General features: G+C 37.8%; 17 protein-coding genes. 7 read left to right on the top strand and 10 right to left on the bottom strand.

The genetic code is table 11. From position 1 onward, the window contains the following. Nucleotides 1-332 precede the first annotated feature (332 nt). Both FCJ93_RS10970 and FCJ93_RS10975 read left to right on the top strand, forming a co-directional pair. The gene (locus FCJ93_RS10970; RefSeq protein ID WP_095311299.1) at nt 333-1,643 is read left to right on the top strand and encodes a Na+/H+ antiporter family protein; all 1,311 of its coding nucleotides are present in this window, start codon (nt 333-335) and stop codon (nt 1,641-1,643) included. A 275-nt stretch (nt 1,644-1,918) separates the two neighbouring features. After that, a complete protein-coding gene (locus FCJ93_RS10975; protein ID WP_095311297.1) occupies nt 1,919-2,149 on the top strand; it encodes a hypothetical protein in 231 nt (76 codons plus the stop codon). 492 nt (nt 2,150-2,641) lie between these two features. On the opposite strand, the gene FCJ93_RS10980 is transcribed toward FCJ93_RS10975, so the two are convergent. Then, the gene (locus FCJ93_RS10980) at nt 2,642-3,049 is read right to left on the bottom strand and encodes a hypothetical protein (protein WP_137743684.1); all 408 of its coding nucleotides are present in this window, start codon (nt 3,047-3,049) and stop codon (nt 2,642-2,644) included. A gap of 235 nt (nt 3,050-3,284) precedes the next feature. Here FCJ93_RS10980 and FCJ93_RS10985 point away from each other — a divergent pair, with 235 nt between their 5' ends. Continuing rightward, nucleotides 3,285-3,890 carry a DedA family protein gene (locus tag FCJ93_RS10985; protein WP_095311293.1) on the top strand — a complete coding sequence of 202 codons (606 nt, stop codon included), beginning with the start codon at nt 3,285-3,287 and terminating at the stop codon, nt 3,888-3,890. A 50-nt stretch (nt 3,891-3,940) separates the two neighbouring features. Continuing rightward, a complete protein-coding gene (locus FCJ93_RS10990; RefSeq protein WP_137743685.1) occupies nt 3,941-4,324 on the top strand; it encodes a hotdog fold thioesterase in 384 nt (127 codons plus the stop codon). Nucleotides 4,325-4,338: 14 nt separating this feature from the next. On the opposite strand, the gene FCJ93_RS10995 is transcribed toward FCJ93_RS10990, so the two are convergent. The 8 genes from FCJ93_RS10995 to FCJ93_RS11030 form a co-directional block, all read right to left on the bottom strand. Next, complete coding sequence (locus FCJ93_RS10995) at nt 4,339-5,484, bottom strand: FAD-dependent monooxygenase (protein ID WP_095311289.1); 1,146 nt, start codon at nt 5,482-5,484, stop codon at nt 4,339-4,341. 441 nt (nt 5,485-5,925) lie between these two features. Continuing rightward, nucleotides 5,926-6,291 (bottom strand): monovalent cation/H(+) antiporter subunit G, encoded by a 366-nt coding sequence (gene mnhG, locus FCJ93_RS11000; protein WP_095311287.1) that lies wholly within the window; start codon nt 6,289-6,291, stop codon nt 5,926-5,928. After that, complete coding sequence (locus tag FCJ93_RS11005; RefSeq protein WP_137743686.1) at nt 6,275-6,559, bottom strand: Na(+)/H(+) antiporter subunit F1; 285 nt, start codon at nt 6,557-6,559, stop codon at nt 6,275-6,277. The genes mnhG and FCJ93_RS11005 overlap by 17 nt, the downstream gene beginning before the upstream one ends. Next, nucleotides 6,559-7,035, bottom strand: a complete 477-nt coding sequence (locus FCJ93_RS11010; RefSeq protein WP_137743687.1) for a Na+/H+ antiporter subunit E — start codon at nt 7,033-7,035, stop codon at nt 6,559-6,561. The genes FCJ93_RS11005 and FCJ93_RS11010 overlap by 1 nt, the downstream gene beginning before the upstream one ends. Before the next feature lie 5 nt (nt 7,036-7,040). Further along, on the bottom strand, nt 7,041-8,522 hold the full coding sequence (locus FCJ93_RS11015) for a Na+/H+ antiporter subunit D (RefSeq protein ID WP_137743688.1): 1,482 nt from the start codon (nt 8,520-8,522) through the stop codon (nt 7,041-7,043). Further along, nucleotides 8,515-8,856, bottom strand: coding sequence for a Na(+)/H(+) antiporter subunit C (locus FCJ93_RS11020; protein ID WP_095311280.1), 342 nt, complete (start codon nt 8,854-8,856; stop codon nt 8,515-8,517). The genes FCJ93_RS11015 and FCJ93_RS11020 overlap by 8 nt, the downstream gene beginning before the upstream one ends. After that, nucleotides 8,856-9,278, bottom strand: coding sequence for a Na(+)/H(+) antiporter subunit B (locus FCJ93_RS11025; RefSeq protein ID WP_095311277.1), 423 nt, complete (start codon nt 9,276-9,278; stop codon nt 8,856-8,858). The genes FCJ93_RS11020 and FCJ93_RS11025 overlap by 1 nt, the downstream gene beginning before the upstream one ends. Next, nucleotides 9,275-11,683 carry a Na+/H+ antiporter subunit A gene (locus tag FCJ93_RS11030; RefSeq protein WP_137743689.1) on the bottom strand — a complete coding sequence of 803 codons (2,409 nt, stop codon included), beginning with the start codon at nt 11,681-11,683 and terminating at the stop codon, nt 9,275-9,277. The genes FCJ93_RS11025 and FCJ93_RS11030 overlap by 4 nt, the downstream gene beginning before the upstream one ends. 506 nt (nt 11,684-12,189) lie before the next feature. On the opposite strand from FCJ93_RS11030, the gene FCJ93_RS11035 reads away from it, so the two are divergent. From FCJ93_RS11035 to FCJ93_RS11045, 3 genes are all read left to right on the top strand, one after another. Next, nucleotides 12,190-12,408, top strand: a complete 219-nt coding sequence (locus FCJ93_RS11035; RefSeq protein ID WP_095311272.1) for a hypothetical protein — start codon at nt 12,190-12,192, stop codon at nt 12,406-12,408. A gap of 218 nt (nt 12,409-12,626) precedes the next feature. Continuing rightward, nucleotides 12,627-13,184, top strand: a complete 558-nt coding sequence (locus tag FCJ93_RS11040) for a DUF5366 family protein (protein ID WP_095311269.1) — start codon at nt 12,627-12,629, stop codon at nt 13,182-13,184. A 284-nt stretch (nt 13,185-13,468) separates the two neighbouring features. Continuing rightward, entirely contained in the window at nt 13,469-14,644 is a 1,176-nt protein-coding gene (locus FCJ93_RS11045; RefSeq protein ID WP_095311266.1) for a TIGR04053 family radical SAM/SPASM domain-containing protein, read from the top strand. A 62-nt stretch (nt 14,645-14,706) separates the two neighbouring features. Here the strand turns inward: FCJ93_RS11045 and FCJ93_RS11050 are convergent, their stop codons facing one another. Beyond that, entirely contained in the window at nt 14,707-16,572 is a 1,866-nt protein-coding gene (locus FCJ93_RS11050) for a transglycosylase domain-containing protein (RefSeq protein WP_211344105.1), read from the bottom strand. Between the last annotated feature and the right edge of the window lie 195 nt (nt 16,573-16,767).

The raw sequence follows: 16,767 nt of genomic DNA on the forward strand, positions 1-16,767 counted from the left end.
CAGGAAATTTTCTCTCGTATTCAGGCTGTAGACAAACTCGAAAAAGTCGTGTGATTGTCTACGGTCTTTTTGTCGTTTAGGAAGTTTTCACTAATGCCTAGCTTTAAGCAGTCAAAATTCCCATTTCTCCGCTAAGTCAAAATCGATGGACATATATTGATTTCACCTACGCAGGAGCAATTCGAACTGAAGTGTGCGAAAAGGCTTGACACTTTTTTGCAAAAAAGTATTGTAAAAAAATTTGACACCTATAATCTACTATGCTATTTTATTACATGTATTTTAATTCTCTACCAATTTATCGTACTAAAGCATCGAGGGGAGAACATGTAATGAATGCGGTAGTGTTGGCAGTTTCCATTATGTTAATTTTAAGTTTAGTAAGGGTCAACGTCGTTTTAGCGCTCACTATTGGCGCACTCGTTGGAGGGCTAGCGGGAGGGCTGACTTTAAATGAAACGATAGAAGTGTTCTCCGGTGGGCTTGGGGGAAGTGCAGAGGTAGCACTTAGCTATGCGTTATTAGGCGGTTTTGCGGTGGCCCTATCGAGCACTGGACTTCCAAACTTATTGGTGGATCGGGTGCTAGGAATCATCAAAAAAGGCGGAGACTCTGGAAAAAAATATTCTAAAGTGTTGATTGTTATTTTGATTTTAGTGCTGGCATGTTTATCACAAAACCTAGTTCCAATTCATATCGCTTTTATTCCAATCCTTATACCGTCTCTCTTAAAAATAATGAATGAATTAAAAATAGATAGAAGATTAATTGCTTCGGTTTTAACTTTTGGTTTAACTGCTCCATATATTTTACTTCCAATTGGTTTCGGAAAAATATTTCAGGATATCATTGCCGTGAATATGGCCGATAGTGGTATGGCGGTCAATTTAAGTGATATTCCTGTTGCTATGCTAATACCGACAACAGGGCTTGTTGCTGGCTTGCTTTTCGCTATATTTGTTTCATATCGTAAGGAAAGAGTTTATGAAACAAAGGAGGTGGAAGTAACTGCAGAAGGTTCTTATTCAAAAAGCGGTATTGTGTTTGCGCTCATTTCCATCGTGGGAGCATTAGTCGTGCAGTTATTCCTCGATTCAATGATCTTTGGTGCATTAGCAGGGATTCTCATTTTATATATAAGTGGTGCCATGAAGTGGAAAGAAGCAGATCACCTTTTAACAGAAGGAATGAAAATGATGGCATTTATCGGCTTTGTAATGCTTTCAGCATTTGGGTTTGCCGACGTGCTGAAGGAAACGGGTCATGTTGCTGCTTTAGTGCATCAAGCCGCCCAATTAATTGGTGGGAGCCAGGCACTAGCGGCACTTTTAATGCTAGTCGTTGGATTACTTGTAACGATGGGGATCGGTTCATCCTTTTCAACGATCCCGATCATTGCTACTATTTTTGTTCCGCTTGCGATGGAATTAGGGTTTAGTCCAATGGCCACGATTGCTCTAGTTGGGACAGCAGCTGCATTGGGTGATGCCGGTTCCCCAGCTTCGGATAGCACATTAGGACCAACAGCAGGACTAAATGTAGATGGTGGGCATAATCATATTTGGGATACTTGTGTCCCTACCTTCGTGCATTATAATATCCCTTTAATCATTTTTGGCTGGATTGCTGTAATGATATTATAAAAATGAAAATCTTTTTAAATTCAAGCAAGTGAAAAGCTCACTTGCTTTTCTAATTTTTAATTGAAAATAGAAAGTTAAAAAGCTGAATTTTGCACGAGCATTATTTTTCTCATCCACTTAATCATTATTCCCGAGCTTTTTTTCGAGTTCATCCTATTCATATTTAACTTTCATAGGCAAGCGTTATGGTTAAGTATGCCTAAAGCCCACTCTTAATAGGGGATATTTGCATATGAAGTAGTGTAGGGAAGTTGTAATTTGAAGGAGGGAGTCGAATGTATCATTACTATAGAAATCCAGTCGCAAACGATCAGCGGTTTTTCTTTTTCGGTGCTCCATTTGTTGGAGGGTTGTTAGGAGGATTGGCTGGAGGATTGATTGGTGGAGCCTTCTATCCTCGTCCAAGACCATATCCTGTCCCATATGCCCCTGTGCCATATGGCTATGGCGGATTTGGAGGCTATGGAGGCTTTGGTGGATATTATGGTGGGCCACCGATTTATTAAGATTGAATAGGATCTGAAAGCTCTCTTTTGAAAAAGAGGGCCTTTTTCTTATGTTTCCGGAATTGTAGGGTGAAATTCCGGAATTAATGCAATTTTCCCGGAATTATATCTGCTTTTTCCGGAATTAAGCAGAAAAATTTCGGAATTAATCCCGATTTTTCCGGAATGCATCTTCGTTTAAGTAGTGTAAGTACACACGATTTTTTGCTTGTTCTTATTACAGTTGATCAAAAGCTCCTCTGTTGGAGAAGCTTTTAGGGACAAAATTAGTAGTGATTAAGAAAGTGCTCTTTCCTGTTCACGAATAGATGCGGGTACATCCGTGAATTTTTCAACTTTTTTCTTAATTGATAGCTTTGTTTAACAATATTGTTGATGAACCGACTCTTGGCTCATTTCGTTTGAAAGCAAGGTTTCATAAGCTTTTTTTATAGCTGAAAGCTCATCTGATAAAACAATAGAAAAAAGGAGCCAAAAATTGATAAAAATAAATTACATCCACTTTAAAGAAAGGTTAAGGTGGCAGCAATTAACATGATCAACGTCCGTTTTGAAGTCAAGCTTTAATCCGTCTGGAGTATAGGATACAGAAGGCGATGATTGAATCCCAGTCTCTTTTAATATTTCATTTACTTTTGTTTTATTAGAGCTTTGAGCGGCAGTCATCAAATCAAATGCGAATTGATGAGAATTTGCCATTTTAGCTAATATAAGGCTTGCGTCTTTCATTAGGGTCTGCATATGCTGAGCAGAACTCATGAACATATCAGGATTTACTGTAGGAAATTGTCTGCTTTTTATATAAGGTATAAATTGAATTGGTACTGAATATTGTCCGTAATAATGGGGGAGAGGAGGGTAAGTATGTGCATGGAAGGCGGAATGATAATATGGATACATCGAACTCATCCCCTTTCCTTTTTAGTTATATATATGTAAGGAGAGGTTAGTGAATGCATATTATATTGCTTGTTCTCCATTCATGCTCGCCTGATTTGAATATTGGGCAAAATTACAGACGTTTATATGTATAATTGGTATAATTTGATGAAGAGCACATGTTTAAAATAAAAGCCTGAAGATATTAGGAAGAGATGAATGTTCTATTTGGCATTGAGAAAGAGGCGTACAAGATATGGAACTTGATTTTATTTTGGACCTCATTGAAAGTAGCGGATATTTAGGGCTTTTTTTATGGCTTTGGTTGGGTGTATTTGGTGCGCCATTGCCAAACGAACTGATCGTGATGACAATTGGAATTGCCGCTTCGCAGGCAGTATTAAATCCAATTGCTGCTTTTTTAGTGACATTTGGAGGAATTGTAGCGGCTTTAACGACTGCTTATTTACTAGGCCGGTTTGTTGGCAGCCCATTGTTGCCTTTTTTAAAGAAAAGAAAGCGCTTTTCTAAAGTGATAGAAAGATCTCTTAATGTGATGAATAAATACCATTCATATTCTTTAACAATGAGTTATTTTATTCCTGGTTTAAGAAACTTTGTTCCCTTTTTATATGGCGTTAGTAAACTATCGTTTAAAACCTTTATGCTCTTTGCTTATTCAGGTGCGTTTGTATGGCTGATCATTATGTTTAGTTTAGGTTACTGGTTTGGGGACCACAAGGAAAGAATTTTTCAGATGGAGACAGAGCTTCTTCTTATAGTCGCGGTTCTTACCACCAGCTATTTTATTTTGAAACTGATCAAAAGGAAAAGAAAACAAAAAATTAAGTCGATGACATAATAAAATCATTTTTTTTGGAAATTTAATCGAATTGATATGGAGGAAAAAGTATGGATCTAAAAAAAACGCTTATTCATGCTCTTGGAATTGAAGTGATTAAAGTTGAAAGGGGGTTGGTGGTTGCAACAATGCCTGTAGACGAGAGAACACACCAGCCGTGGGGGTTGCTGCATGGTGGCGCCTCAGTAGCATTAGCAGAAACAGTTGCCTCTGTTGGAGCTTTTGAGCTCGTTGACAAGTCGAGTGAAGTGGTAGTAGGGCTAGAAATTAATGCGAATCATGTTAGAGGGAAAAAAGATGGTATTGTTACAGCGACAGGGACTGTCTTGCATCAAGGGAAAAAAACGATGGTTTGGGATATTAAAATTACAGACGAGGAAGAGCGGTTAATTTGTGTTTCTAGGTGCACCATGGCTGTTATAAAAAGAAGGTAAAAACAAATTCGCTTTTACCCTCTATTTTCCTCTAATGAAAAGACGTTTCGTAATTTATGTTCATGAATGGCAGCGGGTGTGATGCTTAGCATTTTATTACGGATAGAGCAAAGAAAAGGAATGTCAATTTGAGCTACTTTTCCAAAGATGCGGGAGTCCTGAGTAATTTTCCGCGTTCTTTCGATTCGAAGCTCTTCAAACTTTTTAAAAGCTAAATGTAACTCATTCTCGCTTTCTAGACTTTTACTTAGAAAATAGGCATCTTCAATAGCTTGACAGGCTCCTTGACCTAAATTTGGTGTAATTGCATGGGCAGCATCACCTGTAAGGATGATGCGATCGTATGTAAATTGATGTAAAGGGTCAAGGTCGTAAATATCATGCTGGACGACATGACAGTCTAGAGTTTTATCAATTAATTGAGGAATCGGATCATGATAGTACAAAAAATTATACAATAGTTCCTTAGTCGTCCAAGACGAGAGTTCTGGATCATGTGGTGGACAGTTTTTTAAGGCATACCAATAGAGCCGATTTCCTGATAAAGGCATGATCCCAAAGCGACCTTTTGGCCCCCAAGTTTCGGAAAACCTTCTTTTAATATAGTCGGGACAATTGTGGAAAATACCTCTCCAGCATGTATAGCCAGCATAGCGTAGTTTTTTCATCGGCTGAATCTGCTTACGAATGTTGGAATTGATACCGTCACTGGCAATAAGGTATTCGGTAGCAACCTGTTTGCCATTTTCGAAATACAGATCGATTCCATCAGGAGTGTACATAAAGTCACTTAGCTTTTCATTAAAGTAAATCATATCATGCTGAATTTTTTGTGACAGAATTTGAATTAAATCTTGTCGATGTATAAAAGTATAGGTGGGGTAGTCTTTGGAAAGCTGATAAATTTCGGTGAGTTCTTTTCCTGTGTCTGATAAAATCGTCCAAGAATCGGTTGAGAAGCCGTGCTTTTTTATGTCTGCCATGATGCCTAATTCGTTCAATGCATGAAGAGCATTGGCACCTAATAGAACTCCTGTTTCTGGCGAGCTAAAATCTGCGTTTTTTTCATAAATTTTCACATGAAACCCTTTATTTTTTAAAGCGATCGCTGTGCTTAAACCACTGATTCCGCCTCCGATAATAGAAATTAAATTTTTCAAAAGAAACACCTCCCCACAAAATCATTCTATTATTACTATAAACTACCAATTGAAGATAGAGGTATGGATAAATATTGAACATTTCCCAGTTGAAGGCATCCGTTGGATTCTTGTCACAAAAAGGACGGCAACTGATGGAAGATGAGCAATAACATCCAGAAACTATTTTCGTTCTTAAAAAATAGAGTATAAAGCTTTGTGGAGCGTGAACATATTGACAAAATCAAGTTAAACGCACCATTGGTTAAAAGATCAGTGCCGGCTGTGCTGGAGGCAGATTCTTAAGTGTAGATGTATCCAATAAAGAAACTCATTAGGAGCGCTGCAAAGGCAATGAAAATTTCATTAGTCAAACAACTGAGAAAGTACAACAACATTTTCGAAAAGTTAAAAAGCAAGTGGAGTTACAAGCCTCTGCAGTCTCCACTTGCTATATTTGATTTATTCCGTTTCTTTAGGTTCAGCGATTTGTTTCGCCTTTTTTAGATCGTCATGGACGCTGCGATCCGACATTTTAACGCCAGAATAATAAGCGGATCGGCTAATAAGATGGCCGGCTACTGGAGAGGTCATGAATACGAAGGCAATTCCCAGAATAAGACGTGAATTAAAATGCCCTTCTAAAAAGTAGAAATAGAGAAAGGTACCAAATAAAATAGACATGACACCTAGTGTAGCCGATTTAGAAGCGGCATGATTGCGCATATATACGTCAGGAAGCCTAAGGACACCAAAGGTTGCAACTAGACTGAGAAATGCTCCAACTAAAATAAAGAAGGCGATAAAATAACTAGCGATCTCGTTCACGTTCGAAAATAACCCCCTTCTCTAAATACTTTGAAAAAGCAACTGTTCCAATAAAAGCAAGGATTCCGATTAGAAGGATTACCTCTAAAAAGGCATTTGTCTTAAGGACCATTGAGGTAAGTGCGACAATGGCAATTAAATTAATCCCAATAGCATCAAGAGCAATGACCCGATCCGGAATCGAAGGTCCTTTAATGACTCGATAGATGAGACCGATCATGGAGAGAGCTAAACAAAATAACGCGACATGAAAAACCATATCTAACATTATTGACTCACCTCCAAAATGGCTTTTTCAAATGTATGTTTAATACTCTTAACTGCTTCGTCTACATCAGCAATATCTATTGCGTGAATGTACAATGTTTGATTATCATCGGATACATCAATGACTAATGTACCAGGTGTAAGTGTAATAAGGTTAGAGAGCAATGTAATCTGCCAATCCTTTGTCAACATTGTTCGATAGGCAAAGATACCAGGCTGCATGTCTAACTTTGGCTTTAAAACCATTTTTAGGACGGCAATATTTGAAAGGATTAGCTCCTTTAAAAAGAGGAGAAGCAGCTTGAGCGCAGCAATTATTTTTGCCAAATAAAAACGGGAACCGAAGAATCGTCTAAACACAAAAATAATGATGAGTCCAAAGAAATAACCTTTTATGAAACTGGAAACATCAAATGAAACTTTTATAAACATCCATATGAAGGCTAGAAATACATTAAGTAGAATTTGAAAGGCCATTCCCATCACTCCTTTAAGACAGCATCAATATATAGACTTGGATCTGCTAAAGTCTCTGCTGCCTGAGAAATATACGGTAAAATGGCTTCAGTACCAATACCGTACACTGCTGAAAGTATTACCAGTATGACTGGAGAAATTAATAACCATTTAACAGGTGCTTTATCTTCATTCGCATAGTTTTGGTCATCGCCCCAAAAACCATTTATAAAAATTTTCATTACTGAAAACAAGACGAGCAAGCTTGAGATTAAGACAACGGCTGCACCTAAATAACTTTCTCCTGCAAATCCACCTTGTACAATCAGTACTTTTCCAATAAATCCGCTTAAAGGTGGAATTCCGGCAAGAGCAAGTGCCGCTATAAAGTAAGTCCAGCCTAGACCGGGATATCGTTTAATTAGACCACTCATATTTCGGAGATTACTTGTCCCAGTAATGGCAATGGCAATTCCTACAAGGAGGAATAAAGCTGCTTTAATAATCATGTCGTGAATTAAATAATAAATTGAACCAGTAAAGGCATCGATGTTCATAACGGAAATACCAAATAAAATGACACCAACTGCGACAATGATGTTATAGATGATAATTTTTTTTACATCCCAATAGGCTATGGCTCCGATAACCCCAATAATGATGGTTAGAATGGCTAATACTTGTAATAGTACATGGGTAAAGCCTGCATCGTGATAGAAAAATAAGGTATACGTTCTTGTAATGGAGTAAACCCCGACTTTTGTTAGTAATGCACCGAATAAAGCTAATACAGGTATGGGAGGGGCATTATAAGAACCTGGCATCCAGAAATATAGCGGAAAAATAGCCCCTTTTAATCCAAATACGATTAAGAATAAGACCGCAATAACGGATAAAATGGCAGGTTGTCCGATTTCCGATACTCTTGCGGAAATATGTGCCATATTTAACGTTCCTACAATCGAATATAAATAGGCGACCGTAATAACAAAAAGAGCCGATGAGATAACATTAACAAGCAAATATTTAATTGATTCTCTTAATTGAATTTTTGTTCCACCAAGAACTAATAGCACGTAGGAGGACATAAGCATCACTTCAAAAAATACAAATAGGTTGAAAATATCACCTGTTGAAAAGGCACCGTTCACACCAACGATTAAGAAATTGAAAACCGGATAGTAATAATGATTTTCACGTTCTTTTCCAATCGATTTGAATGAATAAATGAGACAGGTAAAGGAAACAATGCTTGTTGTTAATATGAGTAAAGCTGAGAACATATCGGAAACAAGAGTAATTCCGAAAGGAGCTTCCCAACTCGAAATATTAAGAGACTGAATCCCATTTGTGTGTACTTTTTGTACTAAAAATAAAGCAACGACGATGGTGGCAACAGATCCTAGGGCAGAAATCCATCTTTGCGCCATGATTTTTTTTGGTAAAAAAATCAAGATCGCTGCAGCAAGAAACGGGATTAATATGGGCAATATGATTAAATTATTCATTGCTTTCTGTTCCTCTCATTTGTTCAATGTTATCTGTTCCTAGCTCTTTATATGCCCTATATGCTAAAACTAAGAAAAAGGCTGTAACCCCGAAGCTAATAACAATCGCCGTTAAGATTAGTGCCTGAGGCAAAGGGTCAGTGTAGCTTTCAGCATTTTCTCCTAATAAAGGAGCAGCACCTCTTTTTAAACCACCCATTGTTAAAATAAGTAAATGAGCACCGTGGCTGAGAAGACCAGTTCCCACGATAATTCGTAATAAACTTTTTGAAAGCATCAAGTATGTCGCTGTCATAAATAATACGCCAACGACTATGGACATTAATATTTCCACTATTCATCCTCTCCTATCGTTTGAATAATGGTCATTGAAACCCCAACAACTACTAAATAGACTCCTAGGTCAAAGATCGTTGCAGTGTGAAGGGAAATTTCCCCAAGTATTGGTAAATCAATGTGGCCAAATGCATGAGTTAAAAATGGGACATTAAAAAATATCGCTCCGGCACTCGTTCCAATGGCAAATAACAAGCCAATTCCTGTCATGATTCGGTAGTTAAACGGTAAAATCATTGAAACAGTTTTGATGTCGTAGGCGATTAGCAGGAGAACGAGTGCTCCGGCAGTCATTAAACCACCGATAAATCCCCCACCAGGATAATAATGTCCTGCAAAGAATATATAGACAGAGAAGAGGACAATGATAAAGAGAATCACTTTAATCGCTGTTTCCAGAATGATATTATTTGATCTCAATCCTCTTCCCTCCTAGCAAGTCGTAATTTAATCATACCGTATATTCCTAGTGATGCAATTGCGAGAACGGTTATTTCAAAAAGGGTATCGAATCCACGGAAGTCTACTAGTATGACGTTGACCATATTTTTACCCGCAGCTTTTTCGTACGTATTTTCGATATAATACTGTGAAATCGAAGAGAAAAATTTATTGCTGTGCGCTGATAGAGCAATTAATGTCACAATTGCCCCCACTCCGACAGATATAATAGCATTTGTGAGCTTAAATCGGATGCGCGTTTCTTCCCGACGTAACTTCGGTAAATGATAGAAACAAACTAAAAATAAAGCTACTGAAACACTTTCGATCACTAGTTGTGTCAGGGCCAAGTCAGGTGCTCTAAATAGAACGTAAAAGAGTGAAACCGTATAACCTACGGAACCAAGTAAAATAATTTGTGACAATCTTGTTTTCGCAAACAAGATGCTAACTGCGCCAATCATGATGAGAAGGGCAAGCAACACTTCGTAAACGCCAATGGAGGCAAGGTTGGTCGTGTCCACTTTAAAGGCATTTTTATAAAAAAGTGCTGTTGCTAAAATCACGATAAAGAATGTGAAAATATAGACTAAGTAAGAACGGATGGAACCATTCATAAATGATTTTGTGAATTTAAAAGAACCTGTTTGGGCTCTGTTGACTGCCCCATCATAAAAACGATTTAGCGTAAGATTTTCAGGGAATAGATCATATACTCTTCTCCACTTTGGAAGTGTTAAATAAAGAAGTACTCCAACAGCAATAACTCCCAATGTCATAAATAGTTCAGGGTTAAATCCATGCCATTGATAAATATGAACCATAAATCCTTCCTCGTCTGTTAATAGGCTAGGGAGGATGGAAGAAAGCGCCGGCGAAATAAGATTGTCGGATAACAAAGAATTTGGAAAGAAGAAAATAATAATCACTAAAGAAGCAAGGATGATTGGTGAAATCAGCATACCTAAAGGTGCTTCATGCGGTTTCTTCTCCAACTTTTCTGGTTGATATTTACCTGTAAAGGTTTTGAAAACAAGAATCATACTATAGATAAATGTAAATACACTTGCTACCCAAGCGAGAATTGGGAACAGAATCGCAAAGGAATCAAAACTAAAGAAATCCATTTCGAGGACACGAAGCATGCCTGTAAAGAACATTTCTTTACTTAGGAATCCGTTAAACGGTGGTAGTCCAGCCATGGAAAATGCCCCGATCATCGCCAAGGTAAAAGTGATCGGCATAAAATGAAGCAATCCACCAAGTTTGCGTATATCTCTTGTGCCTGTTTCATGGTCAACAATTCCAACAACCATGAACAAGCTTCCTTTGAAGGTTGCATGGTTAATCAAATGAAAGATGGCAGCCGTTGTAGCAACAACATAAAGATTATCATCCAATCCAACATAATGAAGGGATGCTGCTCCAACACCAAGCAGAGACATAATTAAACCTAGCTGACTTACGGTAGAAAAGGCAAGTATACTTTTCAGGTCCGTTTGCTTTACTGCTGAGAAAGAACCCCAGAATAATGTGAAGATCCCAAAGCTCGCAACTAACCATAACCATAAACCGTCAACGGCAAATACAGGAGTTAATCTTGCTACTAAATAGATCCCTGCTTTCACCATCGTTGCCGAGTGCAAATAAGCACTGACAGGAGTTGGTGCTTCCATTGCGTCTGGTAGCCAAATATGGAAAGGGAATTGAGCGGATTTTGTAAATGCTCCAAGCAATATACAAATTAGAGCAGGTATAAATAATGGGCTTGTTACAATGACATCCGCTTGTGTAATGATTTCTGAAATGCTAAAGCTTCCCGTCATGAGGTATAGCAGGATGATACCACCAAGCATGGACAGGCCGCCAAAAACGGTAATAAGCATTGATTTTTGTGCGCCATAACGGGACTTTTCGCGATGATACCAATATCCAATTAATAAGAAGGAGGAAAAGCTTGTTAATTCCCAAAAAGCATACATAACAATCAAATTATCCGATAAAACTACCCCGAGCATAGCACCCATAAAGAGTAGTAAATAGACATAGAAATTGTGCAGCTTTTCTTTTCCCTTTGACAAATAATAAATAGAATAGAGCACTACAAGAGCGCCAATGCCTGTAATTAATAAGGCAAATAACAGCCCGAGACCATCTACCTTAGCTGTGAAATTGATTCCGAGTGTTGGGATCCAATCCAAGGTTTTCATAACTACTTCTTTACTCTTAGTAGTGGAAATAAAGGAAAAGAAGTAAATAAATAAGAGAATAGGTAATGGCAAGACAAACCATCCGGTATGTATTCGACGGAAGCTTTTATAGAAAAATGGAACCAAAATGGCGAAGATTAGTGGTGCAACAATGGCTAAATGCAATAATGACAAAACGAACCCCCCTTAAAAATCATATCCACTTCAAGAAGTGGCAAATAAATCGGTTTTAAAATTGTAAATATGAGGTAAAGCCTAACATACATCTCCATTAAAAAAATGAACGCTTTAACTGTTCATTTTAAATTAAAGACGCAATAAAATTAGTCTAATGTTTCCCCATTGATATATGCAGAATTCTATTCTCTTTGTATTTCATGATAAAACGTATTTAAGAAAGGCTTCTCAAGTAGCGGTGACTTCTCTCATAAAATCGAATGAATCTCGTTGCTTTTCATCACATAAATTAAATTATACATGAAAAAGTATACAGTTGCATGCCTTTAAAGCATGTGGCTAAAGGGACGCTTTAAATATTATAAATAGGTAGAAATGCGTAAATTATAGAGAAAAATTTTTTGTTTTGGACAAATTTTGTTCTTGTTTTTAAGCGAGCATGTTCATGTGTATGTATAAAATTTTGTTTTTTTCTGCACACTACTCATTGATGGGGGTGTGTCATGAAAAGGAAAATTATCGCATCCATTTCAATATTTTTCCTTATGTTTTCCTTAGCTTGGTTATGGGATCATCAAAATGCCCGGGAATTTTTCAACCCAGGGTTGGCTGATGGTGACGATGAAGTGGTTGAAATTATGCCCATTTCCAACCCAGCTAGTATGCCAAGAAAATACGAGGTATTTAAAGCAAGAGAATACGTTCGTATCGAAAAGCTGTGAAAATGACATGTGCGGATAAATAACTAACATCAGCAAGCTCAGAGTTACGGCTCTTGAGCTTTAGTTGCGTTGCCACTTTATATTGATTTCGTTTGGTTCCAATCTATTCATGGAATTAGATCATTTTAACCTTAAAGTTCATTCTCTAGTTGATGAGAGGAGACGGATCGAACTATACTATAGAGGCAGTTATAAAAAGCAATTTTTGGAGAAATATAATGAAAAATACATATTTTACTAGTTATTTTCCGTTACTTGCCATTCTTTTATTTAGTCTATCGCTATCTATTCGTGTTGAGATGACAGTCATTGAACTGTTAAAAAATGCTGGAATATATGAAGGAATGAAGGAATTTTTTTCAGATGGCGGAATTCAATTGGCTTTAATTGTACTATTGCTTGTTCTGTTTTTTATGGTGTTTGCAGCACTTAAATTAATTGCCAATACGATTAACGAACTGTCTTTGCTTTTTTTCTCTAAAGAATCAGAGGGTGACAGCTTAAAACAGATTCGAAGTGGCTCAAGCATCTACTTTATAGGGGGGGCGTTATCGTTATTAAGCTTGTATAGCTTCATCGGAATTGCCGCGATTTTTCTAGGGGCAACGATTACTTACTTCGTGTACTTTGTCTTCAAAATCAGTTCATCCATGTCTTTTATTGGTACAGTAGGAGTTATCTTATTTCAAGTAATCGTCTGGTCTTCCATGGTGATTGGTGTTTGCTACATCGCCTTGAAGGTTTATAACAGTATTATGGCTAGCTTGCCAATTTGAGCGGATGCCCGTAAATAAGGGCATCTTTTTAATGACCAGGATTTGTAATATGCTTGTGTTGATTTTTGGCTCATTTCGTGTGAAACCTTAGTTTCACGCGAAATGAGCCAAAAATCGTTTAATCAACAATATTGTTTAACAAAGCTTATGACAAAAAAGTTACGGTTTGGAGTATTTCACGTTATGCGATTTCCTAGGTGTGACAAAAGTAACTGCTTGGTCCTATTTATAATCTTTATAATTAAATACAAAGTATAAAATACATTAGGAATCAGGTGAATAGCATGCATGGAACAGGACACCCACACGGGAAAGGGCATCCCCATGGTATGGGGAAAATGATAGATTATAATGAGAATCCATTTATTGCAATCTGGGAGGTTACAAGAGCCTGTCAGCTAAAATGTGTACATTGCCGCGCAGATGCACAAACGAAACCGCATCCAAATGAACTTACACATGAAGAAGGGATTAAGCTCATTGATCAAATTTATGAAATGAACAATCCGATGCTTGTATTTACTGGTGGAGACTGTATGATGAGAGAGGATCTTTTTGAATTAGCAGACTATGCCGTAAAAAAAGGAATGCGAGTTTCCATGACTCCGAGTGCCACAGCAAATGTAACGAAGGAAAAGATGGAAAGAGCGAAAAACGTCGGACTTTCAAGATGGGGATTCAGTTTAGATGGTCCTACTCCAGAAATCCACGACCATTTTAGAGGAACCCCAGGCTCTTTTGACTTAACTTTGGAAAAAATCAAGTACTTGAATGAGCTGAATATGCCGCTGCAAATTAATACAGTTATTTCCCGTTATAATTATGAACACTTAGAACAAATGGTCGAGTTAGTAAAGGAACTTAAAGCGATTATGTGGTATATTTTTCTGCTAGTTCCTACTGGAAGAGGTCAAGAGGATGCATGTATCACTCCTGCCGAGCATGAGAAAGTGTTTAAATGGTTATATGAGCTAAGTAAAACGGCACCGTTTGATATAAAAACAACTGCAGCCCAGCATTATCGAAGAGTGGTACTGCAGCAAAAGGCAAGAGAGCATAAAATAGATGGGGCGGATATTCGTTATGAAGATACGATTACAACTGACCATGCTTCTGTAATTGATGGCTTAAAGCGGGCACCAAAAGGTGTAAATGATGGCAATGGATTTATCTTTATCTCTCATGTAGGAGATGTCCTTCCAAGTGGGCTTCTTCCCATAAAAGTTGGGAATGTGAGAGAGAAACCATTAAAGGAAATTTATCGAGAATCTCCGGTACTACAGGAGCTTCGCAATCCTGATTTATATAAAGGAAAGTGTGGAGTTTGTGAGTATCGCTTTGTTTGCGGGGGATCGCGTTCTAGAACCTATGCAGTTACGGGTGATTATCTCGAGAGTGAGCCATATTGTGTGTATGTCCCAATGACGATGAGAGATAAAAAGAAAAGAATGGAAGCATAATAAGTGGATTCTAGTAAAAAGGAAGAGGTCTTGCCAAAACATATTGGTGTGACCTCTTCCTTTTACTTTATTCTAGAAACGATGTCCTTCCAAATGCGTTGATGAGGTGCCGTCGCTTCTACATATTTGATATCGGAGGGAGTATCCTTCCCAATCCAGACACCAGCCGTTGTTGTATCGGTTAATCCAATGAACCAAAAGTCATAATAATCATTGGTTGTACCTGTCTTTCCTCCAATATATGAACTTTGGAAATTTGCTTTTTTTCCCGTACCTGATGTGACAACCTTATTTAAGGCTGTGCGCATTTTCGCTATTGTTGTAAGATTCCAGACTTGAACGGGTGTGTCTTCCCAGTGATAGAGGACGTTCCCATTTAAATCTGTAACCTGTCGGATTGCTCTCGCTGGTTGAAAAAACCCTTCCGTCGCAAAGACAGTATAGGCATTTGTTAATTCTAAGGGAGTCATTCCATAAGTAAATCCGCCAATCGCTGACGGCAAGCGATAATCTTCATCTGTAATCCGTTTAAATTGAAATTTATTCAAGTCATTAAAGGCATTTTCAATACCGGTTTTATTCAAAATCCGTACCGCTGGTGTATTGTAAGAGCGCATAAGTGCCTGTTCTAATGAAACCTTTCCATATGTTCCACCGCCATAATTTTTCGGGCAATAACCCTTTACGCAAAAATCGTCGGCACTGATTTTTTCATCAAGTGAAGCGTTCGTTTGATTGATATAAGGTGCGTATACTAGAAGCGGCTTAATTGCTGAGCCTGGTTGCCGATAAGCTTGGAATGCCCGGTTAAAATCGTATTTTTGATAATTTTTTCCGCCAACAAGGGCAATGACTTCATGTGCTTGGTGATCAATAACGGTGGCAGAGCCTTCAATATCCTTATAAGGGAGATTGTTTTTAACAGCTTGGACAGCTCTTTTCTGGACAGCTGGATCCAATGCAGTCTCAATTATCACTCCTGAGGCAAGCACTTCCTCCATTCTTAACTTTAAATCACGCTTTAGGTTCTCTTGTTGGCTGGGGTTAGCTCGTTCGATTTTACTTTGAAAGCCTTCTGTAGTTGAGATCAGTTCTTTTAATTCAGCTTCTACATAAGTTATATAATCGGGGTATTCATCTGTTCTGTTTCGCAAATGTATCTCGATCGTTTCTGCTTTCATCGCAACCGCTTCTTCGTTGTTGATTACCCCTTCTCGTTCCATCAAATCTATTAATCGTTCTTGTCGAGCTTTTGTACGATCGAAATATTTAATAGGATTGTAGAATGATGGATTGTTTGGGATGGAAGCTAAAAAGGCTTGCTCTGCAGCAGTTAACTCTTCCGTCTTTTTTTGAAAATATGTATTGGCAGCAGCTTCAATGCCATAGGCACCATTTTGAAAATAGACAGTATTTAAATAAAGCTCTAAAATGGCTTCTTTCGTATAAGTGCGTTCGAGTTGATAGGCATATAAAACCTCACTCAGCTTGCGATTATAAGATTGCTCATAATTTAAGTATAAATTCCGTGCAAGTTGCTGTGTAATCGTACTTGCACCTTCTTCAATCTCATTGGCTGATATATTGACAGCCAACGCTCTTCCCATTGCCGTTAAATCAAAGCCAGGATGTTCGTAAAAATGTTGATCTTCCGACAGAATAAATAAATTTTTGGTGAATTCGGGTATGCGTTCAGAGCTTATGTAAATACGGTTCATCGGCTTATAGATTTCTGAAACGATGTCATTATTGCGATCTTTAATATAGCTAGTTTGCGTTAATTTGGTCTCGGCAATATTGATTCGTTCATCTAATATGCGATGGAAGCTTTGAACTTGCCCTGCCTCAGTGGTAACAAGCATGATAAGGAAAATAAAAAAAGGCAAGAGCAATATTATGAAAAAATAGCCGGTGAACATTCGCACCATGTTAATCCATTCCTTTTCAAAAACTTCGGATTCTTTAAATTCAAGTTCCAAATTCTAGGACTTACATCATTATATGTCATCTTTATCGAATGTACAATCTAAGAACAAGCTTCTGTAGAAAAGATGTAAAGAGATGTTTTAAAACTTTAGCCTAATTCGTTATCGTACAGAATAAGATCATTATATGAAGATAGG

Source organism: Robertmurraya siralis, assembly GCF_005502275.1.
GTDB classification, from domain to species: domain Bacteria; phylum Bacillota; class Bacilli; order Bacillales; family Cytobacillaceae; genus Robertmurraya; species Robertmurraya siralis.